Source organism: Kribbella sp. NPDC104740, from assembly GCF_055583505.1.
On record NZ_JBVJNV010000001.1, the window covers coordinates 764454 to 788044 of the forward strand.

At 70.4% G+C, this 23591-nt stretch carries 20 protein-coding genes and 1 pseudogene; 12 read left to right on the forward strand and 9 right to left on the reverse strand.

The window, feature by feature from the left end:
- Window positions 1-48 precede the first annotated feature (48 nt).
- Both ACZ6Z4_RS03655 and ACZ6Z4_RS03660 read right to left on the reverse strand, forming a co-directional pair.
- Window positions 49-1140, reverse strand: a complete 1092-nt coding sequence (locus tag ACZ6Z4_RS03655; RefSeq protein ID WP_465557749.1) for an aminotransferase class V-fold PLP-dependent enzyme — start codon at window positions 1138-1140, stop codon at window positions 49-51.
- A gap of 108 nt (window positions 1141-1248) precedes the next feature.
- Window positions 1249-1839, reverse strand: coding sequence for a TetR/AcrR family transcriptional regulator (locus tag ACZ6Z4_RS03660; protein WP_465557751.1), 591 nt, complete (start codon window positions 1837-1839; stop codon window positions 1249-1251).
- 144 nt (window positions 1840-1983) lie between these two features.
- Here ACZ6Z4_RS03660 and ACZ6Z4_RS03665 point away from each other — a divergent pair, with 144 nt between their 5' ends.
- The 6 genes from ACZ6Z4_RS03665 to ACZ6Z4_RS03690 are packed head-to-tail and all read left to right on the forward strand — an operon-like array spanning window position 1984 to window position 9453.
- Window positions 1984-5157 carry a penicillin acylase family protein gene (locus tag ACZ6Z4_RS03665; protein ID WP_465557752.1) on the forward strand — a complete coding sequence of 1058 codons (3174 nt, stop codon included), beginning with the start codon at window positions 1984-1986 and terminating at the stop codon, window positions 5155-5157.
- A 27-nt stretch (window positions 5158-5184) separates the two neighbouring features.
- A complete protein-coding gene (locus ACZ6Z4_RS03670) occupies window positions 5185-5802 on the forward strand; it encodes a YbjQ family protein (protein ID WP_465557754.1) in 618 nt (205 codons plus the stop codon).
- Window positions 5783-7132 (forward strand): GH1 family beta-glucosidase, encoded by a 1350-nt coding sequence (locus ACZ6Z4_RS03675; protein WP_465557756.1) that lies wholly within the window; start codon window positions 5783-5785, stop codon window positions 7130-7132. Before ACZ6Z4_RS03670 ends, ACZ6Z4_RS03675 begins: the two co-directional genes overlap by 20 nt.
- The gene (locus tag ACZ6Z4_RS03680) at window positions 7129-8352 is read left to right on the forward strand and encodes an MFS transporter (protein ID WP_465557758.1); all 1224 of its coding nucleotides are present in this window, start codon (window positions 7129-7131) and stop codon (window positions 8350-8352) included. The genes ACZ6Z4_RS03675 and ACZ6Z4_RS03680 overlap by 4 nt, the downstream gene beginning before the upstream one ends.
- 10 nt (window positions 8353-8362) lie before the next feature.
- Complete coding sequence (locus tag ACZ6Z4_RS03685; protein ID WP_465557760.1) at window positions 8363-8890, forward strand: gamma carbonic anhydrase family protein; 528 nt, start codon at window positions 8363-8365, stop codon at window positions 8888-8890.
- A gap of 41 nt (window positions 8891-8931) precedes the next feature.
- On the forward strand, window positions 8932-9453 hold the full coding sequence (locus ACZ6Z4_RS03690; RefSeq protein WP_465557762.1) for a type 1 glutamine amidotransferase domain-containing protein: 522 nt from the start codon (window positions 8932-8934) through the stop codon (window positions 9451-9453).
- On the opposite strand, the gene ACZ6Z4_RS03695 is transcribed toward ACZ6Z4_RS03690, so the two are convergent.
- Window positions 9446-10303: a LysR family transcriptional regulator gene (locus ACZ6Z4_RS03695; protein WP_465557764.1), complete on the reverse strand. Its 858-nt coding sequence runs from the start codon at window positions 10301-10303 to the stop codon at window positions 9446-9448. The two genes, ACZ6Z4_RS03690 and ACZ6Z4_RS03695, sit on opposite strands and share 8 nt — an antisense overlap.
- A 68-nt stretch (window positions 10304-10371) precedes the next feature.
- Between ACZ6Z4_RS03695 and ACZ6Z4_RS03700 the strand changes: the two genes are divergently transcribed.
- Window positions 10372-11313, forward strand: coding sequence for an EamA family transporter (locus tag ACZ6Z4_RS03700; protein ID WP_465557766.1), 942 nt, complete (start codon window positions 10372-10374; stop codon window positions 11311-11313).
- On the opposite strand, the gene ACZ6Z4_RS03705 is transcribed toward ACZ6Z4_RS03700, so the two are convergent.
- Genes ACZ6Z4_RS03705 through ACZ6Z4_RS03715 form a run of 3 tightly spaced genes read right to left on the reverse strand, consistent with a single transcriptional unit; the run spans window position 11285 to window position 18407 of the window.
- Window positions 11285-11848, reverse strand: a complete 564-nt coding sequence (locus tag ACZ6Z4_RS03705) for a dihydrofolate reductase family protein (RefSeq protein ID WP_465557768.1) — start codon at window positions 11846-11848, stop codon at window positions 11285-11287. The two genes, ACZ6Z4_RS03700 and ACZ6Z4_RS03705, sit on opposite strands and share 29 nt — an antisense overlap.
- Window positions 11848-17334 carry an ATP-binding protein gene (locus ACZ6Z4_RS03710; protein ID WP_465557778.1) on the reverse strand — a complete coding sequence of 1829 codons (5487 nt, stop codon included), beginning with the start codon at window positions 17332-17334 and terminating at the stop codon, window positions 11848-11850. Before ACZ6Z4_RS03710 ends, ACZ6Z4_RS03705 begins: the two co-directional genes overlap by 1 nt.
- A 59-nt stretch (window positions 17335-17393) precedes the next feature.
- Window positions 17394-18407 (reverse strand): saccharopine dehydrogenase family protein, encoded by a 1014-nt coding sequence (locus tag ACZ6Z4_RS03715; RefSeq protein WP_465557780.1) that lies wholly within the window; start codon window positions 18405-18407, stop codon window positions 17394-17396.
- A 71-nt stretch (window positions 18408-18478) separates the two neighbouring features.
- On the opposite strand from ACZ6Z4_RS03715, the gene ACZ6Z4_RS03720 reads away from it, so the two are divergent.
- Window positions 18479-19420, forward strand: coding sequence for a helix-turn-helix domain-containing protein (locus ACZ6Z4_RS03720; protein WP_465557782.1), 942 nt, complete (start codon window positions 18479-18481; stop codon window positions 19418-19420).
- A 3-nt stretch (window positions 19421-19423) separates the two neighbouring features.
- Here ACZ6Z4_RS03720 and ACZ6Z4_RS03725 read toward each other — a convergent pair whose 3' ends face one another.
- Both ACZ6Z4_RS03725 and ACZ6Z4_RS03730 read right to left on the reverse strand, forming a co-directional pair.
- Window positions 19424-19804 (reverse strand): VOC family protein, encoded by a 381-nt coding sequence (locus ACZ6Z4_RS03725; RefSeq protein ID WP_465557784.1) that lies wholly within the window; start codon window positions 19802-19804, stop codon window positions 19424-19426.
- Window positions 19805-19863: 59 nt separating this feature from the next.
- A complete protein-coding gene (locus tag ACZ6Z4_RS03730) occupies window positions 19864-20055 on the reverse strand; it encodes a CinA family protein (RefSeq protein ID WP_465557786.1) in 192 nt (63 codons plus the stop codon).
- 120 nt (window positions 20056-20175) lie between these two features.
- On the opposite strand from ACZ6Z4_RS03730, the gene ACZ6Z4_RS03735 reads away from it, so the two are divergent.
- The 3 genes and pseudogenes from ACZ6Z4_RS03735 to ACZ6Z4_RS03745 form a co-directional block, all read left to right on the forward strand.
- Window positions 20176-21789: an alpha-L-fucosidase gene (locus ACZ6Z4_RS03735; protein ID WP_465557788.1), complete on the forward strand. Its 1614-nt coding sequence runs from the start codon at window positions 20176-20178 to the stop codon at window positions 21787-21789.
- Between the two features lie 40 nt (window positions 21790-21829).
- Window positions 21830-22252: a nitroreductase family deazaflavin-dependent oxidoreductase gene (locus ACZ6Z4_RS03740; RefSeq protein WP_465557790.1), complete on the forward strand. Its 423-nt coding sequence runs from the start codon at window positions 21830-21832 to the stop codon at window positions 22250-22252.
- 64 nt (window positions 22253-22316) lie between these two features.
- Window positions 22317-22745, forward strand: a pseudogene (locus ACZ6Z4_RS03745) (GNAT family N-acetyltransferase); the annotation flags it as partial.
- Here ACZ6Z4_RS03745 and ACZ6Z4_RS03750 read toward each other — a convergent pair.
- Window positions 22742-23149: a MarR family winged helix-turn-helix transcriptional regulator gene (locus ACZ6Z4_RS03750; RefSeq protein WP_465557792.1), complete on the reverse strand. Its 408-nt coding sequence runs from the start codon at window positions 23147-23149 to the stop codon at window positions 22742-22744. The pseudogene ACZ6Z4_RS03745 and the gene ACZ6Z4_RS03750 overlap by 4 nt on opposite strands.
- 51 nt (window positions 23150-23200) lie before the next feature.
- Here ACZ6Z4_RS03750 and ACZ6Z4_RS03755 point away from each other — a divergent pair, with 51 nt between their 5' ends.
- On the forward strand, window positions 23201-23587 hold the full coding sequence (locus ACZ6Z4_RS03755) for an SRPBCC family protein (RefSeq protein WP_465557794.1): 387 nt from the start codon (window positions 23201-23203) through the stop codon (window positions 23585-23587).
- Window positions 23588-23591: the final 4 nt, after the last annotated feature.

Here is a 23591-nt window from a genome sequence, read left to right on the forward strand (position 1 = left end):
GAAGTAGAGGGCCCGTTTCTCCTGCAGCAGCAGGGGAAGCGGGCCCTTTCACTTGTCCAGCAGGCTCCACAGCCGGGCGATCACGGTCGCGATCTCTTCCTCGTCGAGCGAGACCAGCTCGAGCATCAGCTCACCCGCGTCCTGCCGGTCGGCCATCACGTAGATCGGCGGCGTACCGGCCTCCAGCTCGCGGACGAGCCCCGGCGCGTCGTCGACCTTGAGCAGCGCCCGCGACAGCGGCAGCGCCGTCGGGTCGGGCACGATCTCCGCGACCACCCCCGGGATCTCACTGGCTGCAGCGACGAAACCGGTCACCTTCGTGGCCTGATCGGCGGCCCACTTGGCCCGGTCCATCGCCTGCCACTCCTCCAGAGCAGCCAGTACGCCGACCACCGCTTCCTTCGACGGCTTCATCCCACGGCCGATTCCGTTGCCCTGGGCCCGTACTGCCTGGACGAGACGCCGCGACCCGGCAACCAATCCCGCGGTCGGCGACCCGAGGTACTTCTGCCCGCTGATCAGCACCAGGTCCGCGCCGGTCGCCAGCAGGTCCGCCGTCCGCGGGAACTGCCCGGCGCCGTCGATGATCGCCGGTACGCCGCGACGGTGCGCGGCGCGGACCGCCGCGGTCAGGTCGAGCGGCTCGCCGGAGGTGAGCCGGGACGAGACGAGGATCAGGCAGGTGACGTCCGGACCGTCGAGCTCCTCGTCCAGATCGTCAAGCCCACAACGGTTTTCGTCGCCCGCGAGGGTCACCTGCGCGCCGGCCAGCCGGATCGCCTGCAGGTTGGACTGGCCGTAGTCGATGACGTGGTTCGCCGGCAGCACGACGCGGTTGTGCATGTCGCGGGCGTCCGGCAGCGCGGCGATCCGGCGCGGGTCGGCACCGGCCATGCAGGCGGCGACGGCGAGGGTGATCGCGGCCGACGTACAGTGCACGACGGCTCCGGCCTGGGCGCCGGTCGCGTGCGCGATCGCGTCGCTGGCCCGGTCGCCGAGCTCGTCCATCACGAAGAACTCGGGCAGCGCCTCCGCGACCGCGCCGGCGACCGCGGCAGAGCTCCTGGAGACTCCCAGCGGCGTGTACGTCCCACGCGCGTTGACCACCACACTCAACCGGTGCCGCTCATGGATACTCATGATTTGATCACATTAGTGGTCACGCACCGTCAATGGCGAGACCCAATCGAGTGCTGTCGTTGCCAGTGGCGTGAACTACCTGAGACGCAAGTGAAAAGGCCGCTCTTCTCACGCGGCCAGGGCGAGCAGGTGATCGACGAACGCCTCGAGCACCCGGACGGCGGCCTCGGTGTCGCGGTCGACGAGCCAGCCGAGCGTGACGCCGTCGGTGATCGCGAGTGTCATCCGGGCGAGCTGACCGGCCGGAACCGGCCAAGTGACGGCGCAGGCGACGGAGATCTCGGCGAGGATCTGCTCGATGCCGGCCAGCTGCGACTCACGCTGCTCGCGGGCGAGCGGTTCGGTGTCGGCGTTGCGGAGCGCCCAGCTGGTCAGCTCGTAGGTGAGGAGCTGCGCGTCGGGGGTCTCCTCGACGAGTTTCCAGAAGCCGACGAAGGCGTTGCGGACGCTGGAGGCGAGGTCGGCGCCGGGGACGATCGCGGTCCGGGCGGCCTGGACCTGGGCGTCGGCGATCACCCGGATCACCTCGTGCAGCAGCTCTTCCTTGGACCGGAAGCAGTAGTGCACGACCCCGACCGAGATCCCCAGCTCCTGGGCGATCCGGCGGGTGGTCGTCGCGGCCAGACCTTCCCGGGTGGCGACCTGGATCGCCGCCTGGACCAGCTCGGTACGGCGGACGTCGGCGGGCACGCGCGGCATCGGACTCCTCTCGACCAGCTCTCACAGTAAGCGCATCAGGTCAAGCGTCCAAGACTCTTGACCTGATGCTACTAGTGAGTCATCGTCAGTTTTCAGACATTCCCCTGCCGTCATCGCTCGCCCCCGAGTCTTGAGGGAGGACCCGTGCCGACCCGCCCAGCACGTCGTACCGTCGCCGTCGTACTCAGTGTTTCCGCTCTTGTCGTCGCAGGACTGCCAACTCAAGCCAAGGCTCAGCCCCAAGCGGCGCCGCCCACCGACTACTGCGTCGGGCAGTGCGCCGACATCGTGCCGCCCGGGCAGAACGGCAACGCGACCTTCACGGATCTCCTGCTGTTCAAGGGATTCGGCGTCCGCCCCGCGCACTTCAGCGACACCGTGAAGCCCTACGAGAAGCTGGTCTGGAACTCGCAGGGGATGACCGACGACAAGCTCGCGCCGTACTTCGACGACGCGTCGTTCGGCGTGAAAGCCGGCGACGTCGCCAGCACCTTCAAGCCGCGGTCCGACGTGACGATCGTGCGCGACAAGTCCCGCGGCATCCCGCACATCACCGGGACCACCCGCGCGGGCACCATGTTCGGCGCCGGGTACGCCGGTGCGCAGGACCGGCTGTTCGTGATGGATGTCTTCCGGCACCTCGGCCGCGGCCAACTCACCCCGTTCGCGGGCGGCGCCGCCGGGAACCGGCAGTTCGAGCAGGAGTTCTGGCGGACAGCGCCGTACACCGAGGCCGATCTGCAGAAGCAGTACGACGACGCCGACGAGCGCTACGGCGCCGACGGCGTGAAGATGCAGCAGGACATCCAGGCATGGGTCGACGGCGTCAACAACTACATCGACACGGTCGGCATCGCCTACCCCGGCGAGTACGTCGCGCTCGGCCTGACCTGGCCGACCCCGCGCTGGAAGGTCACCGACGTGGTCGCGACCGCCGCGGTTGTGGCCGGCATCTTCGGCACTGGGGGCGGCGGCGAGATGGCCTCCGCGCTCGCGCTGCTGGAGGCACAGGCCAAGTACGGCGTTGCCCAGGGCACCAAGGTCTGGGAGTCGTTCCGCTCCCAGAACGACCCGGAGGCGAACACCACCGTCCACAACGGCGCCACGTTCCCGTACGGCACCACCGGCCCGAACCCAGCCGGTCGCGCGATGCCCGACCGCGGCTCGGTCACCGAGGAGCCGCTCGTCGTCGACCAGACCGGCTCGGCCGGAGTCACCAAGCGGCTGCAGCCCAAGAGCAGCGTGAAACCCCCGAACAAGGCCCAGGGCAAGGAGTCCCTGAAGGGTATCTTCGACGGCGGCGTCTTCCCCGAGGGCTTCGGCCCGAAGGGCATGTCCAACGCGCTGATGGTCTCCGGCGCGCACACCGAGAGCGGCAACCCGATCGCGGTCTACGGCCCGCAGACGTCGTACTTCGCCCCGCAGCTCCTGATGCGCCAAGAGCTCCAGGGGCCGGGCGTCAGCTCACGCGGAGTCGCCTTCGCCGGGCTGAACTTCTACACCCTGATCGGTCGCGGCGCGGACTACTCGTGGAGCGCGACCAGCGCCGGCCAGGACATCACCGACACGTACGCCGTACCGCTCTGCGAGCCCGACGGCAGCACCCCGACCAAGGCCTCCACCCACTACCTCTTCCGCTCCACCTGTACGCCGATCGAGAAGCTCGAGCGCCACAACGCCTGGTACTCGAGCCTCGGTTCCTCGGAGCCGGCCGGTTCGTACACGCTGGTCGCGCAGCGCACGAAGTACGGGATCGTCAGCCATCGCGGCACGATCGCGGGCAAGCCGGTGCTGTTCACGAAGAACCGGTCGACGTACGGCAACGAGGCCGGCTCCGCGCTCGGGTTCATGCTGTTCAACGACCCGGACCGCGTCCACAACGCCCAGGAGTTCCAGGCTGCCGCGACGAACATCGGCTACACGTTCAACTGGTTCTACGCCGACAAGACCGACATCGCGTACTTCAACTCCGGCGACAACCCGGTCCGCGCGGCCGGCGCCGATCCGAACCTGCCGACCTGGAGCAGCTACGAGTGGCAGGGCTGGAACCCGGACACCAACCGCGCGTCGTACACACCGCCGAACCAGCACCCGCAGGTCGTCAACCAGGACTACCTGACCAGCTGGAACAACAAGCAGGCGCCGGGATTCTCGGCCGCCGACGGCAACTTCGGTTACAACTCGGTTTACCGCAGCCAGCCACTCGACGACCGGATCAAGACGGTGATCGACGGCGGCCAGAAGTTCACCCGCGGCAAGCTCGTCGAGGCGATGGAGGACGCCGCGACCGTCGACCTGCGCGCCGACCAGGTGCTGCCGTACCTGCTCCGGGTCCTGAAGAGCGCGCCGGTCACCGACCCGGTCGTCGCCGACGCGATCGCCAAGCTGACCGCCTGGCAGGCCGCCGGCAGTCACCGCAAGACGCCGAACGAAGCGTCCAAGACCTACGACCACGCGGACGCGATCCGCATCCTCGACGCCTGGTGGCCGCTGCTCGTCCCGGCCCAGTTCCGGACCGGGCTCGGACCCGACCTGTACGACGCCCTGGTGCACACCCAGAAGATCGACGAGCGGCCGAGCGCGCAGGGATCGGCGTTCCAGAACGGCTGGTGGGGATTCGTCCAGCGCGACCTGCGCAAGGTGCTCGGCGACCCGGTCGCGACGCCGCAGCCGGTCACGTACTGCGGCGGCGGCTCGCTGAGCACGTGCCGGACCATGCTCGCCGACGCGCTGAAGGCGGCCGTTCAGGTGCCCGCGGCAACGACGTACCCGGCGACGACGGACTGCGCGGCCGGCGACCAGTTCTGCGCCGACCAGATCGTGCACCAGCCGATGGGCGGCATCACGCAGGACCGGATGGCGTGGGTCAACCGGCCGACGTACCAGCAGGTGGTCGAGTTCCCGGCCCGGCGCGGGGACGACGTCAGCAACCAGGCGCTCGGCAAGACGGCGACCGCGAGCAGCCACGAGACCGGGCTGTTCAACTCGCCGCCGGCCAAGGCCGTCGACGGCGATCTCGGGACGCGCTGGGCGAGCAACTGGTCCGACCCGCAGTGGCTCAAGATCGACCTCGGCAGCGAGCAGCCGGTACGCCGGGTGGTGCTGCGCTGGGAGTCGGCGTACGCCAAGGCGTACCGGGTGGAGGTGTCGCGCGACAACGTGAACTGGACGCAGGTCTTTGCCACCAGCAACGGCGACGGCGGCGCCGACGTGGTCCGGTTCGCGGCGGCCACGGCGCGGTACGTGCGGGTGACCGGGACGCGGCGGGCGACGTCGTACGGGTACTCGCTGTACGAGGCGCAGGTCTACCGGCAATGAGTCGACCGTGCCTGCGAGGATGAGGGTATGAACCAGAACTTCCCCCCTCAGCACCCGAACCAGCCGCCGTACCCGCCGCAGCAGGGGTACCAGCAGGGACCCCCGCCGGGGTACCAGCCCCCGCCGCCCGGGTACCAGCAGGGGCCGCCTCCGGGGTACCAGCAGGGCCCGCCGCCTGGCTACGGCCAGGCGCCGGGTCAGTACCAGCCGACGCAGCAGTCGAACGTGCCGCACGTGGCGCCGGCCGGTTCGCCGTACCCGGTGCTGGTGTCGACGATGAACGACCTGCCCGGCTACACCGCAGAGAAGGTGTTCGGCGAGGTGTTCGGGCTGACCGTGCGCAGCCGCGACTTCGGGTCGAACTTCACCGCCAGCTTCCGGTCGCTGGGTGGCGGCGAGGTGCCGGAGTACACCCAGATGCTGGCCGAGTCGCGGCACGTCGCGGTGATGCGGATGTGCCAGATGGCCCAGCAGATGGGCGCGAACGCGATCCTCGCGATGCGCTTCGACTGCAACGAGATCGCCCAGACGATGAGCGAGGTGGCCGCCTACGGCACCGCGGTGATCGTCCGGCCCATCGAGGCGCCGCGTCCGCAGGACACGGCGCCGGACGAGGATGATGCTGATGACGGTGGAACTGCCTGACTTCGGTCCGGACTTCCGGTGGGGAGTCTCGACCTCGGCGTACCAGATCGAGGGGGCCGCGACCGAGGGTGGTCGCGGTCCGTCGGTCTGGGACACGTTCTGCGCCGAGCCGGGCCGCGTGCTCGGCGGCGAGACCGGCGCCGTGGCCTGCGACCACTACCACCGGTACGCCGAGGACGTCGCGCTGATGCGGTCCTTGGGGGTGGACACCTACCGGTTCTCGTTCTCCTGGTCGCGGATCCAGCCCGACGGCCGCGGCGCGGTGAATGCCGAGGGCCTCGGGTTCTACGACCGGCTGGTCGACGAGCTGCTGGAGGCGGGTATCCGGCCGGCGCCGACGCTGTTCCACTGGGACACTCCGCAGCCGCTGGAGGATGCCGGCGGGTGGGTGCAGCGGGACATCACTTCGCGGTTCGCCGACTACGCGGCGCTGCTGGCGGCACGGTTCGCGGATCGGGTGCCGCAGTGGATGACGATCAACGAGCCGGTCGTGCTGACGATGATGGGGTACGCCGTGGGCGCGCACGCGCCGGGGCGCGCGCTCGGGTTCGAGGCGCTGCCGGTGGCGCATCATCAGCTGCTGGCGCACGGGCTCGCCGTCCAGGCGTTGCGGGCCGGGGGAGCTGCTGAGATCGGGATCGCGAGCAACCACGCGCCGGTCTGGGCCGCGAGCGAGGCGGCTGAGGATGTCGAGGCAGCAGCGCTCTACGACACCTTGATCAACTGGCTCTTCGCCGACCCGATCCTGCTCGGGCGCTACCCCGAGGGCTTCGCCGAGGCGATGCCCGGCCCGGTCGCGGAGGACCTCGCGGTGATCTCGACACCGCTCGACTTCTTCGGGCTCAACCACTACGCGCCGACCCTCGTCGGCGCGCCCTCCGGTTCCGCGGACGTCGGCGCGACCGACGGCATCCCGCTCCCGCCGGGCCTGCCCTTCGAGCCGCGCAAGCTGGTTGGCTACCCCGAGACCGACTTCGGCTGGCCGGTGGTCCCGGAGGCGTTCACCGAGATCCTGCAGGTCCTGCAAGACCGGTACGGCGACCGCCTGCCGCCCGTCTACATCACCGAGAACGGCTGCTCGGACGCTGCCGTCGACGACCAGGCGCGGATCATGTATCTCGACGGCTATCTGCGCGCTCTGAAGACCGCGATCGACAAGGGCATCGACGTCCGTGGGTACTTCCAGTGGTCCCTGCTCGACAACTTCGAGTGGGCCGCCGGGTACAGCCAACGCTTCGGGCTGGTCCACGTGGACTTCGAGACCTTGGAGCGCACCCCGAAGGCGTCGTTCGCCTGGTACCGCGACCTGATCGCCAAGAGCCGGGGATGAGTACTGCTCTAGCTGAACCTGTAGTACCTGTCCGTGGCCGGTGGACGGCCGCGGTGGTGCTGGCCAACGTCGGTGTCTTCGCGGCTTGGCTCGGCCCGATCCAGGTCCTGCTGGCTCAGCAGTCCGAAGCTGTTGCTCCGAGCAACAAAGAGTTCGTGCTCGGGTTGGTGACCGGCGTCGGCGCCGCCGTCTCGGTCGTCGCCAACCCGCTCTTCGGCGCGATCTCCGACCGGACCACCTCGCGGTTCGGCCGCCGTACGCCGTGGGTGCTGGCGGGCGGGATCGGCGGAGCGGTCGGGCTACTCGTGCTCAGCGGGTCGAACGCCGTGCTCTGGATGCTGGTCGGCTGGTGCCTGGTGCAACTGTTCGGGAACGCGCTGCTCGCGGCGATCACCGCCGCGGTCCCGGACCTCGTCCCGAGGACGCAGCGCGGCGTGGTCGGCGGCTGGGTGGCACTCGCCCAGACGCTCGGCGCGCTCGTCGGGGTCGGACTCGCCACCGTCGTCGGAGGGGTCGGCGGTGGCTACCTCGCGTGCGCGGCGTTCCTGCTCATCTCGGTCGTCCCGTACCTGCTGCGCAGCGGCGACCGCGCGATGGCCGAGCGGACGCCGCTGGTCTGGCCCGAGTTCTGGAAGGGCTTCTGGATCAGCCCGCGCCGGTACCCCGACTTCGGCTGGGCCTGGCTGACCCGCTTCCTGCTCAACCTCGGCAACGGGCTCGGCACCCTCTACCTGTTCTTCTACCTCCAGGACGCCGTCGGGTACGCCGACCCGGACGTCGGCGTACTGGTCCTGACGGCGATCTACAGCCTGTGCGTGATCCTCACCGCCGTCAGCTCCGGCGCCTGGTCGGACCGGATCGGGCGGCGCAAGGTCTTCGTCACCGGTTCGGGCATCGTGATGGCGCTCGCCGCGGTGGTGCTCGCGGTGTGGCCGACCTGGACCGGCGCGATCCTCGGCGCGATCGTTCTCGGGACCGGCTTCGGCGTGTACCTGTCGGTCGACTTCGCGCTGCTCACCGAGGTCCTGCCGAGCGCCCGCGACCGTGCCAAGGACCTCGGCGTGATCAACATCGCCAACTCGCTCCCGCAGGTCCTCGCGCCCGCGCTGGCCGCCCCGATCGTCAAGTACGCCGGTGGCTACCCGGTGCTGTACGCGCTCGCCGCCGCGGTCACGCTGCTGGGCGCCGTACTGGTCCGCCAGATCAGAGCTGTCGCTTAGTCTGGCGCCCATGCCGCTCTTCTCGTTCGAAGGCAAGTCCCCGCAGGTGCACCCCGACGCCTGGATCGCCCCGACCGCGACGCTGGTCGGCGACGTGCTCGTCGAGCAGGGTGTCTCGGTCTGGTACGGCGTGGTGATCCGCGCCGACCTGGGCCGGATCATCGTCCGCGAGGGCGCCAACGTCCAGGACAACTCGGTCCTGCACGTCGGCGGCGGCAACACCTGCGAGATCGGCCGCAACGTGACGATCGGCCACCAGTGCCTGGTCCACGACTGCACGATCGGCGAGTCGGCCCTGATCGGCAACGGCGCCATCGTCCTCGACGGCGCCGTCGTCGGCCCCCGCACGCTGATCGCCGCCGGAGCTACCGTCACCCCCGGCAGCCAGATCCCCGGCGAATCGGTGGCCCTGGGCAGCCCAGCCAAGAAGATCATCCCGCTGGAGGGCACGGCCAAGCTCTTCGTCGACCACAACGCGGCGGTCTACCACGACCTCGCCCGCCGGCATGCGGAATCGGTTGAATTGATCGAGGAGTAGCGGGTACCGGTGCGGCTCATCGTCGTACTGAGGAGTGAGTGATGAAGAAGGTTGCGTTCCTGGTCGCTGCCGAGGGGATCGAGCGGGTCGAGCTGACCGAGCCCTGGGATGCGGTGAAGGCCGCTGGGCACCAGCCGGTTCTGCTCAGCCCGGAGACCGGTGAGGTGCAGACCTTCGACCACCTCACCGCGGCCGAGAAGCGCCCGGTCGACCAGGCGGTCGGCGACGTGGCGGTCGACGACTTCGACGCGCTCGTCCTGCCGGGCGGCGTCGCCAACCCCGACGCGCTCCGGACCGACGCGACGGCGGTCGCCTTCGTGAAGGACTTCTTCACCTCCGGCAAACCCCTTGCCGCGATCTGTCACGCGCCCTGGACCCTCGTCGAGGCCGATGTGGTCCGCGGGAAGCGGCTCACCTCCTGGCCGAGCGTGCAGACCGACCTGCGCAACGCCGGTGCCGAGTGGGTCGACGAGGAGGTCGTCACCGACGGCAACCTGATCACCAGCCGCAACCCCGACGACATCCCGGCCTTCACGAAGACGTTGCTCGAGGCCCTCAAATAGCCTGCTGGTACGCCGCACTGATCAACGCGACCGCGTTCTGCGTCGACGGGTGCGGGTCCTGCCGCGGCCAGATCACCCGCACCGGCACCGGCGGCGCGTCCTTCAGCGGCAGGAAGACCACTCCCGCCCGCCCGTACTGCGTGGCCGTGCTCTCCGGCGTCACCCCGACGTAGTCGCCGGCCGAGATCAGCGCCAGCCAGTCGTCGACGTCCGCGGTGTACTCGATCCGCGGCGGCGTCCCGCTCGGCCACAGCTCGAGGCTCGTCGTACCGGTCCGCCGGTCGACGAGCACCGTCCGGCTCCGCACCTCGTCCAGCCGCACCGACCGCCGCCGCGCCCACGGGTCGTCCGCCGCCAGCACGAGCTGCCGCTGCTCGAGCCCGACCACCGTGCTCGCGTACGCCTTCTCGTCCACCGCGGTCCGTACGACGGCCAGATCGCAAGCGCCCTCCGCGAGCCCGCCGGTCGGCGTGTTGGTCCGTACGAGCAAGAGCTCGACCTCCGGGTAGAGGGCAGCCCACCGCCGCTGAAACCCCGTCGTGTGCCGCCCCAACGCCGACCACGGATGCCCGAGCCGCAGCCGCGCGTGCCCCGAGGTCGCCTCCCGCACGAGATCGTCCAGTTCGTCCAGTAGATGCCGAGCCCGTACGACGAGCTGAGCCCCCGTCGCCGTCAACGCCACGCTCCGGCTGCTCCGGTACAACACCCGCACCCCGAGCGCACGTTCCAACCCCGCCACCGCGCGAGAGACAGCGGCCTGCGAGGTCCCGAGCGCGATCGCTGCGTCGGTGAACGTCCCCGCGTCCACCACCGCGAGCAGATACCGCAGATGCCGTAGCTCCACCTCCATACGCCCAGCGTATAGATAGAACCTGAGATGCATTTTGCGCATCCGCAGACCCGGCGCATCCTGCGATCATGAGCAGCCTCCCCGCCAGGGCAGCATCTGAGCCTTCTGTTGTTTCTTCCCCGGCCGCAGCGGCCTCGCCACAGGCCACCGGGTCCGGCCGCATGCCCGCCGGGCAGTTGCGCGGGATCCTCCTCATGCTCACCAGTGGCGTCTCCAACCAGGTCGGCGCCGCAACAGCAGCTCTGGGCTTCCCCGCGCTCGGCCCAGCCGGCGTAGTAGCCATCAGACAAGCCGTAGCCGCCGTGGTCATGCTCGCCGTCGTCCGCCCGCCGCTGAAGACTTTCACCCGCCGCCAGTGGCTCCCCATCCTCGCCCTGGCCGCCGTCTACGCGACCATGAACCTCACCCTCTACACAGCCATCGACCGCATCGGCCTCGGCCTGGCGGTCACCCTCGAATTCCTCGGCCCGCTAGCAGTAGCCCTCGCGACCTCACGCCGCCGAGTGGACCTCATCTGCGCCCTCATCGCCGGCGCCGCCGTCATCGTCCTGATGCGCCCACAACCAACCACCGACTACCCCGGCATCGCCTTCGGCCTCATCGCCGCCTGCTGCTGGGCGGCGTACATCCTGCTCAACCGCACCCTCGCCACCCGCCTCCCCTCCGCCCAAGGCGCCGCAGCTGCGGCAGCGGTCTCAGCCGCCGCCTACCTCCCGGTCGCCTGCTGGATCCTCATCCAGCACACGCCGGCCCCCAAGTACCTCGCGTACGCCGCCGCGGCCGGCCTCCTGGCGTCCGCCGTCCCCTACCTCCTGGACCTGCTGACGCTCCGCCTGGTCCCCACGACGTTCTTCGGCCTCTTCATGAGCGTCAACCCACTCCTGGCCGCCGTCGCCGGCTGGCTCCTCCTCGAGCAGCGCCTGGGCCTGCTCGAGTGGGCAGCGATCACCGCGGTCATCACGGCGAACGCCACCAGCGCGCTCACTCCACGGCGTAGCTCGAGATCGTGACGCCCGACGGCGTCGTCCGCGAGACCTCCAGCCGCAACGACAGCGGCTCCGGCAGCTCCCCGAACATCTTCTTCCCGGTACCGAGCACCAGCGGGAACGTCAGCAGGTGCAGCTCGTCCACCAACCCGTGAGCGAACAGCGTCCCCAGCAGATCAGCGCTCCCGAAGACCACCAGCTCCTCCGGAATCTCCCGCACAGCAGCGACGAGATCCGGCCCGAGCAGCACCGAGTTGTTCCACTCCACCGACGTCAACGTCCGCGACGCGACGTACTTCGGAATCCGGTTCAGCGCCGCCACGGCGGGGTCGCTTTGATCAGCGGGCCCCCACACCGAGGCGAACGTCTCGTACGTCTTCCGCCCCAGCAGCAACCCGCCGGCAGCCAGCGTCGCTCCCTGCATGAACTCGGCGACGGCGGAGTCCATCCCCGCCGTCACCCACCCGCCGTGCCGGAACCCGCCTTCGGTGTCCTCGTCCGGCGCCAGCACCGACTGCACGACGCCGTCGATGGACTGGAAGTTCACGACGCTGATCATCAGCCGGAGAACTTCTCCAGCGCGGCGATCAGCTGCGGACGCAGCTCCTCGGGTGTCACCACCTGGTCCACGGACCCGACGCGCACCGCGCGCCGGATGTCGTGGATCCGGTCGAACTCCGACGCGACCTCACCGAGCTTCTCGGCGCGCACCGCGGTGCGGACCTCGGCGAGCTCGTTGGTGAGCGCGGCGCGTTCGGCGCCCTCGGCCTCGGCGACGCGTCCGGACAGCTCCTTGACCCGCGGGTCGGCCGACGTCCGGGCGTTCACCTCACCGGAGAACACCACCGCGGCGGCCGGCGCTCCACCGAGCACCGACGCGAACGAACCCTCGACCGCGAGCACCGTCATCGACGGGTTCAGCGCCTTGGAGAACACCACGAACGCGCCGCCGTGGTACCGCGAGACCACGCAGAACACGATCGGCCCGCGGAAGTTCACGATCGCGCGCCCGATCTCCGCGCCGTACTCGAGCTGCAGGTTGCGCATCGAGTCCGGTGACCCGTCGAACCCGGACAGGTTCGCCAGTACGACGAGCGGACGGTTGCCGCTGGCACCGTTGATGGCCCGCGCGACCTTCTTCGACGACCGCGGGAACAGCGTGCCCGCGGTGTAGGTGTCCGGCCCGTCGGTGGGCGGGAAACCGCGCCGCGCGACCGGCTTGGACTCGATCCCGACCAGGCAGACCGGCAGCCCGCCGAGGCGGGTGTCGGCGACCACCGCGGTCTCCGCGTCGGCCATCCCGGCCCAGCGCTCGAGCATCGGGTGGTCCTGGTCGGTGACCGCGCGCATCAGCGTGCGGATGTCGAACGCCTTCTTGCGGTCCGGGTTGGTCGCCGCGGAGAAGATCTCCCCGACCGTGCTGAACCCGCCGTCGGCCGGGTCGTGCGGGTACGCCGAGATGTCGCGGTCGACCGGGTCGGACGTGGTGGCCCGCCGCGGCCCGGACTCACCCGGTACGACGTACGTGTGGTCGTAGTGCGCCATCAGGATGTCGCGCGCACCACCGAGGTCCGGCGCCCAGTACTGCGCCTCGCCGTTCGGTCCCATCACCCGGTCGTAGCCGCCGATGCCGAAGTTGTCCTCGGCCGAGACGCCGCCGGCGAAGTCGAGTGTCTGCTTACCGGTCAGCACCATCGCCGAGTCCGGCGTCATCACCAGGATGCCCTTGGTGTGCATCAGCATCGTCGCTTCGGCGTTCCAGTACGGCTGCGCGCCGACGTTGATGCCGGCGACCACGATGTTGATCTCGCCGCCGGCCTGGGTGAACTCGACGATCCGCTTCAGCGCCTTCGCGACCCAGTCCATGTTCTCGGTGCCGGAGTCCATCGAGATCCGGGCGCCCGCGGAGACCGCGAACCACTCGACCGGTGCCCCGAGCTTCTCGGCCAGGTCGAGCGCGCCGATGATCCGCGCGCACTCGGCCTCGGCGACGGCGCCGAGCGCCATCGTCGGGTCACCGCTGAGCACCACCCGGGTGATGCCCTCGGGGTGGCGCTTGGTCGGCGTGGTGATCACACCGGCGATCAGGCCGGCCTTGTTCAGCCCGCGCGGCCGGTCGACCGGCACCAGCGCGCCGGTGTCGTCCAGGTCGTGCTCGACATAGGTGCCTCCGGCACCGACCACCAGACCGGCCACCTCGTACGGGTAGACGGTGTTGCGGCGGCGCGCCTTGAGCACCTTCTGCGCGTAGTCGTCGAGCGGCTTGAGCCGTTCCGTCGGGGGACGGACGACCTTGGTGACGACGCCGGAGCCGGGCTGGTACGAGAACCGGCCGACCACCGGCAGCGGCGTACCGTTCGAGCCGGTCACCCGGCCGCTGATGATGACCTCCTCGATGCCCGCGCCGGCGGTCATCGGCGCGATGTTGCGCTGCAGGGCGGTCAGCTCGGGGACCTGTCCGTCGACGACCGGCCAGATCGTCACCCAGACGTGGTTCATCTCCAGCCGCGCCCCGGCGGCGCCGCGCGCGGTCCGGGCGCGGCGGATGCCTTCGAGGCAGTTCGCGATCGCGCGCTCGACGTGCGGCAGCGCGGTGACCTTGCCGTCCTCGTCGCGGACCACGGCGAACTGGCGGACCTGCGCCAGCGCGACCAGCCGCTCGTCGGCGGGGTTGTCGCGAGCGACGCAGTGGTAGAGCAGCACGTCCTCGGGCGCGTCCAGACGGGTGATCTTGAAGTCGTGCAGGCGCCACAGGTTCAGACGCCGGCCGACCATCGGGTGCACCCCGCGTACGTTGTCGTCCTCGACGACTCCGTCGGCGGTCGGGCGGAAGGTGAAGTACCAGACCTCGCGACCGTTGCCCGGGACAACAGCCAGCGCGACGCGTCGTACGTCGTTGACGAACGGCAGCGCGGCGACGATGTCGCGGAGCTGGTCGGACGCCTCCTGCGGCGACTCCGGCGTACCGGGCCAGGACAGGTACAGGTCCGCGACGGCCTGGTGACCGGCCGGTGCGGCCGCGACCTCGGCGGCCAGGTCACGGACCAGGTCGCTGCCGAGATCGGCCAGCTCGCCGACCGTGCCGATCGTGGTGACCAGGTGCGAGGGCCGGTCGTCGAGCGTGTAGTCGGCGCTCGCGAAGGCCCGCCCGTTGACGATCGTGTTGCGCAGGTCGTGCAGCTCGTACTCGAGGTAGTGCCGGCGGATCAGCACTTCCAGCATCGGCTCGACCGGGTGCACCCCGGCCTCGATCCGCTCGGCCAGGAAGCTGACGATCTGCTCCGGGATCGCGGCCAGCGCCTTCACCCGCTCGGTCCGGTCCGGTACGTCGGGGTTGCTGGTCAGCGAGTCGAGCTCGGCGGCGACCTCGGCCAGCACCTCGGCGCGGTCGGCGTCCACCTGCGGCTGGTCGAACCAGCGGAACCGGACGCTGCGCGCCAGGTCGCCGATCACCGGGAAGCGCAGCTGGGTCGCGACGACCAGGTGGTCGAGTACGGCGTACGCCTCGGTGTCGAAAGGGGCCTCGGGCATCGGTTCGGCCAGCCACTGCTGGAGCAGCGACGTCATCAGCAGCACGTCGGGCGACGTGCGCTGCTGGGCCAGGAAGATCCGGAACACCGCGTCGGTGAGCTCGTCGCTGCGGTCCAGGTCGGTGATCCCGTAGTGCCCGAGCACGCGGGCGAGCCGGTCGCGGAACTGCGCCGGCAGCCCGGCGCGCTCGGCGTCCAGGGTCTGCAGGTAGGTGTGGAAGTGCTCCTTCGGGCTGTGCACGCGGAGCTCGGTGTTCAGGTCCTCACCGGCGGGCCGGTTGCGGCTCAGCTCGGCGAAGTCCGCGAACAGCCGCAGGACGCCGATCTCGTCGGCGACCGGCGGCCGGTCCAGCTCGGCGCGGGCGGACAGGTACTCCGACAGCGTCCGGCCCTCGTCGCGTGGGTCGATGTCGAACCCGAGCAGCATGCTGCGCAGGTTGTCCAGGCCGCGCGCGGCCCGCTCGGCGGCGGTCGGCGGGTTCTCCGGGATCGGCAGCTCCAGGTCGACGCTGTCCGACACCTCGACCTTGACGTCCGCGTCACCGACCGGCTCCAGCCGCAGCAGCGGCGCCCCGGTCTCGACCTGGCTGCCGGTCGAGACCGGCAGCTCCTTCACGATCGCCTTGAACGGCGCGTAGAGCACCGTCTCCATCTTCATGCTCTCCAGGACGAGGACCGGTGCGCCGGCCTCGACCTCGGCACCGGCCGCGACCGGGGTCGCGACGACCAGCGCCGGCGCGGGCGCGCGCAGGACGCCGCCCTCGTCGCGGCTGACCCGGTGCGTGACACCGTCGACCTCGACCAGGTGCACGGGACCGTGCGTCGCGGTGACGAGCCGGTACCGGCGGCCGGAGACGACCAGGCGGGCGTCGTACGCGTCCAAGCGGTCGAGCTCGGCGTCCAGGTAGCAGAGGTCGTCACCGGTGCCGACGCCGACGCGGTAGCGGGCCGAGCCGATCTTCGCGACCGACACCTTGTACGCCGCCCCGCGCAGCTTCAGCGCGATCGCGCGCCCGACCTCGTGCTGCACCTGGGGGCGACCGCCGCGCGCGGAGTCCAGCAGGCGCTGGCGCTCGACCCGCTCGGCCTCCTCGTAGGCCTCGATCGCGGCCGCGACCAGCGCGATCCCGGAGTGCCGCCGCAGGACCAGGCGGCCCTCGCCGCGGACCCGGTCGATCCAGCCGGTGTCGGCGGAACCGTCGATCACCTCGGGCTGGTCGAGCAGGTCGAGCACGAAGCTCTTGTTCGTCGTACCGCCTTCGAGTACGACGGTGGTGTCGGCGACCGCGCGGCGCAGGCGGCCGAGCGCCTCCTCGCGGGTCCGGCCGTAGCCGATGATCTTGGCGATCATCGAGTCGAAGTCGGCCGGGATCGAGTCGCCCTCGCTGACGCCGGTGTCGACCCGGACGCCGGGGCCGGACGGCAGCCGCAGCCGCGCGATCCGGCCGGGGGACGGCGCGAAGTCGCGGTCCGGGTCCTCGGCGTTCAGCCGGGCCTCGACGGCGTGGCCGACCTCGACCGGCTGCGGGCCCTCCAGCTTGTTGCCTGCGGCAACGTGCAGCTGGGCGCGGACCAGGTCGAAGTCGGTGGTCAGCTCGGTGATCGGGTGCTCGACCTGGAGCCGGGTGTTCACCTCGAGGAACGCGAACAGCTTGTCGCCCGGGTGGTACAGGAACTCGACGGTGCCGGCACCGGCGTACCCGACGGCGAGCGCGAGCCGCTCGGCCGACGCCTTCAGCTCGGCGGCCTGCTCCGGGGCCAGGACCGGCGAGGCCGACTCCTCGATCACCTTCTGGTTGCGGCGCTGGACCGAGCAGTCCCGGACGCCGAGCGCCCACGCCGTACCCTGCCCGTCCGCGATCACCTGGACCTCGACGTGCCGCGCGCCGGTGACGAGGCGCTCCAGGAAGACGACACCGCTGCCGAACGCGCGGGCGGCCTCGTCGCTGGTCCGCTGGTAGGCCTCGCGCAGGTCCTCGTCGTCGCGGACCAGCCGGATGCCGCGGCCGCCACCACCGGCCGTTGCCTTGAGCATCACCGGGTAGCCGATCTCGTTGGCCGAGGCAAGCGCCTCGTCCAGCGTCGCGACCGCACCGCGGCTCCACGGCGCCACCGGGACGCCGACCTCCTCGGCGATCAGCTTCGAGCCGATCTTGTCGCCCAGCTTGCGCATCGCCTCCGCGCTCGGGCCGACGAAGGTGACGCCGATCCGGTCGCACAGCTCGGCGAAGGCCGGGTCCTCGGCGACGAAGCCCCAGCCGACCCAGGCCGCGTCGGCCTTGGTCTCCAGCAGCGCTTTCTCGAGTTTGGCCAGGTCCAGGTACGGACGGTCGGCGGCCGGGCCGAGCGGGTAGGCCAGGTCGGCCTCGCGGACGAAGGTCGCGGTCCTCTCGGCGTCGGTGAACAACGCGACCGTCTCGACCTGGCTTCCCGTCTCGGCGTTCAGCTCACGGACCGCATTGATCAGCCGCATCGCGGCTTCTCCCCGGTTGACGATGGCGATGCGGTTGAACACCGGGCGGCACTCCTGTCGTCGGAAAAGCTGTCACCGCACAGATTCCCAGGCAGTTGCCCCTACCGTCGAGTCGGGGTCAGCTGTGCACTGGTTGTGACCGAAAGGAAAGGTTCCAGCGCCTGCAGGAAATCCGCTGGGTGGAAGAGGTTTCCGGCGGTGGTCGCGCCTACTGTCCGTGTCCGCCCGTCGAGGATTCGCTGGACCGCTTCCACTGCCAGTGGAGCAGTTACGGCGTAGATGTCGCAGCCACTTGCCGTTGCGCGGCGCTGTTCCCCGTTGCTGGTCACGACGACGTCGACGACGAAGGTCTGGTCGGAGTTCGTGGGAGCGGGGGTGGTGGGGTCGGCGAGGTCCTGGGCGGCTTGGACCGCCATCGAGGTGCGGACCTCGGGGATCGCCAGGTGGCTGGGGATCGTGACGACGTCGGCCATCGTGAAGCCGTGCACGACCTGCTGGCTGCCGAGGGGCTCGGGGAAGACCCAGGTTCCCTGCGTGGGCTGGTCGTCGTGGTACTCCAAGGCGCCGTTGGTGAAGCGGACGCGGCGGCCGCCGCGACGGTCGTGGCTGACCTGGCCGGCTGCGCGGGTGCCTGGTGTGGGCTGCCAACTGCTCAGCCCGTAAGCGATCTCGGCCGTGTCGGCGCTCGTCCAGTCGCCCATCGCGTGGGTGACGAGCAGGTCGCCGAGGCCGCCGTAGAAGGCCATCGCGGGGAGGACGATCGTGCCTCGGCGGCGGGCGCGGTCGGCGTAGGTGGTGAGGGTGTCGTGGTTGGCCTCGATCTCGGCGGCGACGTCGACGTACGGGATGCCCGCCCGCAGCGCGGCCTCGACGAGCGGGCCCGCGGTGAGGGCGAACGGGCCGGCGGCGTTGATCACCGCGGCGGCACCGTCGAGGGCTCGGTCGAGAGCCTGTGCGTTGTCGACGTCAGCGGGGCGTTGTGTCAGGTCTTCGTACATGGTGTTGAGTTTTCCGGCGTCGCGCCCGGCGACGACGGGGTCGAGGCCGCGCCGCTGGAGCTCGGCGACGACGAACTGTCCGGTGTGCCCGGTGGCTCCGTAGACCACGATCTTCATGGCTCAACTCTCGCGGCCGCGGGTCACCGAGGGTGAGAGTCCGGAACGCCATCATGCGTACACTTTCGGACATGCACACCGTTGCCCTGGCCGCCGCCGGTGACCTGCTGCACTTCGAGCTGGCGGTGGCGTACGAGATCTTCCGCACGCCACCGGCCGAGACCGCCGCCGAGGACTGGTACGACGTACTGCTCTGCGGGCCGGGCGCCGTACGCGTCGGTCCGTTCCTGGTCGAGCCGTCAGACGGGCTGGAGCGGCTCGCGACGGCCGACACCGTGATCGTGCCCGCGTGCGCCGACGTCGACGTCCCGCCGCCGCGCGAGCTGGTCGACGCCGTACGGGCCGCGCACGAGGCCGGCGCCCGGATCGCGTCGCTGTGCACCGGCGCTTTCGCGCTCGGCGCCGCCGGTCTGCTCGACGGCCGCGTCGCGACGACGCACTGGGCGCACACGGCCGAGCTGGCCGCGCGGCACCCGCTGGCCGTCGTCGACCCCGACGTCCTCTACACCGACAACGGCACCGTCCTCACCGCCGCCGGCAAGGCCGCCGCCGTCGACCTCTGCATCCACCTGATCGCCCTCGACCACGGCGCCACGATCGCCAACACGGTGGCCCGCCGCCTGGTGATGCCTCCGCACCGCCCCGGCGGCCAGGCGCAGTTCGTGGCGACGCCCATCCAGCCCACCGGCGACCACGCCCTCGCCGACCTCCTGTCGTGGACCCAGCAGCGCCTGGATCAACCGCTCACCGTCACCGACCTGGCCCGCCAGGCCAACGTCAGCCCCCGCCACCTGACCCGCCAGTTCACCGCCGTCACCGGCCAGACCCCGCTGCAATGGCTCAACACCCAACGCGTCCGCCGCGCCCAGCAGCTCCTCGAGTCCACCGACGACAGCGTCGAGTCCGTCGCCACCTCAACCGGCCTCGGCACCGCGACCACCCTCCGCCGCCACTTCAAGCAGACGGTCGGCGTACCGCCGGACACCTACCGGCGCTCGTTCCGTACCAACTGACTGTCAGTCGGCGCGGATCACGCAGAACTCGTTCCCCTCGGTGTCCCGCAGTACGACGAACTCGTGCTCCGCCGGGTAGTCCCAGTCCTCGACCCGACTCGCCCCGAGCTGCACCAGCCGCTCGATGTGCCGCTCCCGCTCAGCCGTGTACAGATCGATGTGCACCGGCGCGGCCTCCGACGGAATCCGCTCCGCCTGCTGCACCAGTACAGCCGGCCCACGCCCGGCTGGATCCTCGAGCATCGCGAACTGCTCTCCGATCTCCCCGCCGAGCTCGTACCCGAGAGCCCCCTGCCAGAACGCAACCGCCCGGCGCATGTCCACCGCGTTCACCACAACCGTCGCCAGCCGCAGGTCGCCGACCACTGCTCCACGTCCACCCATCACCATCGCCTCCTCGGCCGCCGGTGTCCGGGGCTGATGGTCGGCAAACCTCTCGGGCGCTAGTCGTCGATCGCCTTCAGCAACAGTCGCAGCGCGGTGCGGGTCGCCTCCTGGACGACAGCGCCCGGATCGCCCTCGAAGTGGTGCTCGCTCGCCTCCACGCCGCTCGGCGTCCGCACCGCGATGAACACGGTCCCCGGCGCGGTGCGCGATCGCCTCGGCGAGCTCGTCGGCGTCCTTGCTCTGTTCACCGGCCATGGATCGATTGTGCGCCACGGCAGGAGGTCGGTGGTGGGGTCCACCTTTGGTCGGTGGTGGTCTGGTCTCTTGTGGGACTCGCTCGGGGGTGCGGCGGCGGCAGGGTGGGAAGCATGAGCAGCCACAGCGCGCAGCGGCCCCGGAAGAAGCACAGGATCAGGCGGTTCCTGGGGCGGTTGGTGCTGCTCGTGCTGGTGCTCGGGCTGGTGTTCGCGGGACGGTCGGTGCTGTGGTCGTGGCAGGACGGGCGGAAGGCCGAGGTCACCACCAGTGGGCCGTACACCGCCGACCTCGACTCGGTGAAGAAGCATCCGCTGCCGCGCTGGTTCGCGGACGCGAAGTTCGGGGTCATGATCCACTGGGGGCTGTACTCGGTGCCGGGCTTCGCGCCGAAGGGGACGACGTTCGAGAAGCTGCTGGAGACGTCCTACGACAACGCGATGACGCACAACCCGTACGCCGAGGACTACGCGAACGCGCTGAAGGACCCGGACTCGCCGACCGCGCGGTTCCACCGCGAGCACTACGGCGACGCGCCGTACAGCGACTTCACCCGGCAGTTCGAGGCCAGGCTGGCGCGCTGGGACGCGGACGCGTGGGCCGCGCGGTTCCAGGCCGCGGGGGCGTCGTACGTGGTGGTGACGGCGAAGTACGCCGACGGGTACTCGCTCTGGCCGACCGAGGTGCGCAACCCGCACGCGCCGAACTTCCACTCCAAGCGCGACCTGCTGGGGGAGCTGGCGACGGCGGTGCGGAAGCGCGGGCTGAAGTTCGGCGTGTACTACTCCGGTGGCGTCGACTGGACGTTCCAGAAGAACGTCGTGAAGACGCTCGGCGACTACGCCTACCTGCGCTACGACGAGGACTACCGCGAGTACGCCGTCGCGCAGGTCCGCGAGCTGATCAAGCGGTACAAGCCCGATCTGCTCTGGAACGACATCTCCTGGCCGACCGGCTCGAAACGCCTGTACGGCGTGATCGCCGACTACTACAACACCGTCCCCGAGGGCGTGATCGACGACCGGTGGAGCACGGCGTCGTACGGACGCGAGCTGCTCGGGCTGAAGCCGGCCCGGTGGGGCTTCGACCAGCTGATGAAGGTTGCCTTCAGCACCGAAGAAGGGGCCGGGAGCATCAAGACGCCGAAGGATGTTGCCCACAGCGACTTCCGGACGCCGGAGTACACCGGCTTCGACACGATCCAGCCGAAGTTCTGGCAGCAGGACCGGGGGATCGGCGGGTCGTTCGGTTACAACCGGGAGGAGACCGACGCCGACTACAGCCCGACGCCGGAGCTGATCGGCGAGCTGGTGAATGCCGCGGGCAACAACGGCGCGCTGATGGTGAACGTCGGGCCGTCCGGTGGTGAGGGGCTGATCGTTGCCGAGCAGGCGGCGCGGCTGCGCGGGATCGGGAGCTGGTTACGCGTGAACGGCGAGGCGATGAACGGGACGCGACCGTGGACGCGCTCGACGACGAGGACCGCGGCGGGGGAGAAGGTGGTCTTCACGACCAGGGGCCACGACCTGTACGCCGTCGTACTGGGCTCGCCGAAGGGTGATGTCGTGCTCGAGGACGTCACGCTGACCGGTCGGGCGCTGCGGGTTGGCAAGAACTCGCCGATCGAGGTGACGGCCTCCGGGAGCGGTACCGGGACGACTTTGCACAGCTCAGGCGACGGTACCTACGCGCCGGTCTTCAAGTTTCCGGGTGGCGCGGCCGGGTAGCCTCGTCGCGGTCTCAGCCGACAACTGGAGGAACGACGACATGAGCGACGCACCGGAGCGGATCGACGACGAGATGGTGATCCGCGAGTTCCGTGCCGGGAGGATCGGCGGCGGCGACTCCCCGTTCGGCCTGCTCCTGCTGCACACCGTCGGGGCGCGCTCGGGTGAACCCCGGATGAACCCGGTCGGCTGCATCAAGGAGAACGGCAAGATCTTGCTCTGGGCAAGCAACTACGGTCTCACCAAGCACCCCGCCTGGTACCACAACCTGAAGGCGAACCCGAAGGTCAAGGTCGAGCTGCCGACCGGCGAGGCCGAGATGCTCGCCGAGGAGATCACCGACGCCGCCGAGTACACCGCGGCCTGGGCGCGCGTCCTGGAGCTCAACCCCGGCGTCAGCGGCTACCCGGCCACCGCCGGCGACCGCCAGATCCCGCTGATCTACCTGACGCCGGTCCAGTAGTCGCCGGGGGTCCAGGGCCGCGCCGCCGCCCTGGACCCACCGCGACCCCGGCGAAACCCGCGCAGCCTTCCGCGAACGCCTCGACGACGACGCCCGGCGCCCCGGCTTCGCGGCCTGGATCGAGCGCGCCGACGACGGCCGGATCGCCGGCTTCGTCACCGGCTGGACGACCCCGGCGCCGTTCCGCACCGACCGCGCGTACGGAAAGGTGCGGGAGCGGCTGGGCGCCGAGCAGGTCGACGACCTGCTCGTGAGCGCCTTCGAGATCGACGAGCTCGGCGTCCTCGGCTGGGCGCGTGGAACGGGCCTCGGCCGCCGTCTCCTCGCGACGGCGACCGAAGGGCAGCCGAACGGAGCCTGGCTGCTGACCTGGAACGAGGCACACGACACGATCGCGTTCTACCGGCGTACCGGCTGGCACGAACCGCCGGTCGCGGGGCCGGAGACCGACATCGTCGTCTTCCTCTCCCCGGACCACCCGAAGCTGCCCTAGTCGGCGAGCTGCGGGAGTACGGCGAGAAGGTGCCGCCGCTCCGCGGCGCTCAGCACGCTGAGCAGCTCCTCCTCCATCGCGCGGATGTCGGCCCTCGCGGCCTCCAACCGGGCGAGACCGTCCGGCGTCAATCGCACGGCGTGCGCCCGCCGATCCGCCGGATCAGGCTCGCGAACCAGCAACCCCTGCCCGGCAAGCCCGTCCAGCAGCGGAATCAACCGCGACTTGTCGTACCCGATCGCCGCCGCCAGCGCCTGCTGCGTCTCGGTCGGCTGCTTGGCGAGGTGGGTGAGCACGGAGTACTCCCACATCGTCAGCCCGTGCGCCTCCAGCAGCGGCCGCTCGGCCGCGATCAGCCGCCGCACCACCCGACCGAACAGGGCCCCGAGGTCATCGCGCTCCATCCGAGCATCGTAGGCATTGTCCAATCGTAAGCAGTTGCCTATGATCAGCACATGCCTACGAATATCACCATCTCCCGCAGCATCGCCATCGACGCCACTCCGGCCCACGTCTTCGCCTTCGTCGCCGACCCGCACAACCTGCCCCGCTGGGCTCCCCGCGCCGTCGACACGGTCGAACCGGCCGGCGACACCTGGCTCTTCCGCAGTGGCGACACCGAACGCCGGGTCGTCGTCCGTACGTCGGAAGAGCACGGCACCGTCGACCTGCTCTCCCCCGAGGGCCCCGGCGTCTACACCCGAGTCATCCCCAACGGCACCGGGGCCGAGTACCAGTTCACCCTCTTCTTCCCCGAAGGCTCACCCCAGGACGCGGTCGACACCCAGTCCGCCGTCATCGAGGAGGAACTGATCACCGTCCGCACCCTCTGCGAGGCCTGAGCGC

Coding starts and splice junctions, on each gene's coding strand:
- ACZ6Z4_RS03675 (WP_465557756.1), top strand. CDS start 5,783: ATGACGGTGGAACTGCCTGACTTCGGTCCGGACTTCCGGTGGGGAGTC.
- ACZ6Z4_RS03680 (WP_465557758.1), top strand. CDS start 7,129: ATGAGTACTGCTCTAGCTGAACCTGTAGTACCTGTCCGTGGCCGGTGG.
- ACZ6Z4_RS03695 (WP_465557764.1), bottom strand. CDS start 10,303: ATGGAGGTGGAGCTACGGCATCTGCGGTATCTGCTCGCGGTGGTGGAC.
- ACZ6Z4_RS03750 (WP_465557792.1), bottom strand. CDS start 23,149: ATGGAGCGCGATGACCTCGGGGCCCTGTTCGGTCGGGTGGTGCGGCGG.
- ACZ6Z4_RS03725 (WP_465557784.1), bottom strand. CDS start 19,804: ATGGGTGGACGTGGAGCAGTGGTCGGCGACCTGCGGCTGGCGACGGTT.
- ACZ6Z4_RS03670 (WP_465557754.1), top strand. CDS start 5,185: ATGAACCAGAACTTCCCCCCTCAGCACCCGAACCAGCCGCCGTACCCG.
- ACZ6Z4_RS03660 (WP_465557751.1), bottom strand. CDS start 1,839: ATGCCGCGCGTGCCCGCCGACGTCCGCCGTACCGAGCTGGTCCAGGCG.
- ACZ6Z4_RS03655 (WP_465557749.1), bottom strand. CDS start 1,140: ATGAGTATCCATGAGCGGCACCGGTTGAGTGTGGTGGTCAACGCGCGT.
- ACZ6Z4_RS03705 (WP_465557768.1), bottom strand. CDS start 11,848: ATGATCAGCGTCGTGAACTTCCAGTCCATCGACGGCGTCGTGCAGTCG.
- ACZ6Z4_RS03755 (WP_465557794.1), top strand. CDS start 23,201: ATGCCTACGAATATCACCATCTCCCGCAGCATCGCCATCGACGCCACT.
- ACZ6Z4_RS03740 (WP_465557790.1), top strand. CDS start 21,830: ATGAGCGACGCACCGGAGCGGATCGACGACGAGATGGTGATCCGCGAG.
- ACZ6Z4_RS03700 (WP_465557766.1), top strand. CDS start 10,372: ATGAGCAGCCTCCCCGCCAGGGCAGCATCTGAGCCTTCTGTTGTTTCT.
- ACZ6Z4_RS03690 (WP_465557762.1), top strand. CDS start 8,932: ATGAAGAAGGTTGCGTTCCTGGTCGCTGCCGAGGGGATCGAGCGGGTC.
- ACZ6Z4_RS03735 (WP_465557788.1), top strand. CDS start 20,176: ATGAGCAGCCACAGCGCGCAGCGGCCCCGGAAGAAGCACAGGATCAGG.
- ACZ6Z4_RS03685 (WP_465557760.1), top strand. CDS start 8,363: ATGCCGCTCTTCTCGTTCGAAGGCAAGTCCCCGCAGGTGCACCCCGAC.
- ACZ6Z4_RS03720 (WP_465557782.1), top strand. CDS start 18,479: ATGCACACCGTTGCCCTGGCCGCCGCCGGTGACCTGCTGCACTTCGAG.
- ACZ6Z4_RS03715 (WP_465557780.1), bottom strand. CDS start 18,407: ATGAAGATCGTGGTCTACGGAGCCACCGGGCACACCGGACAGTTCGTC.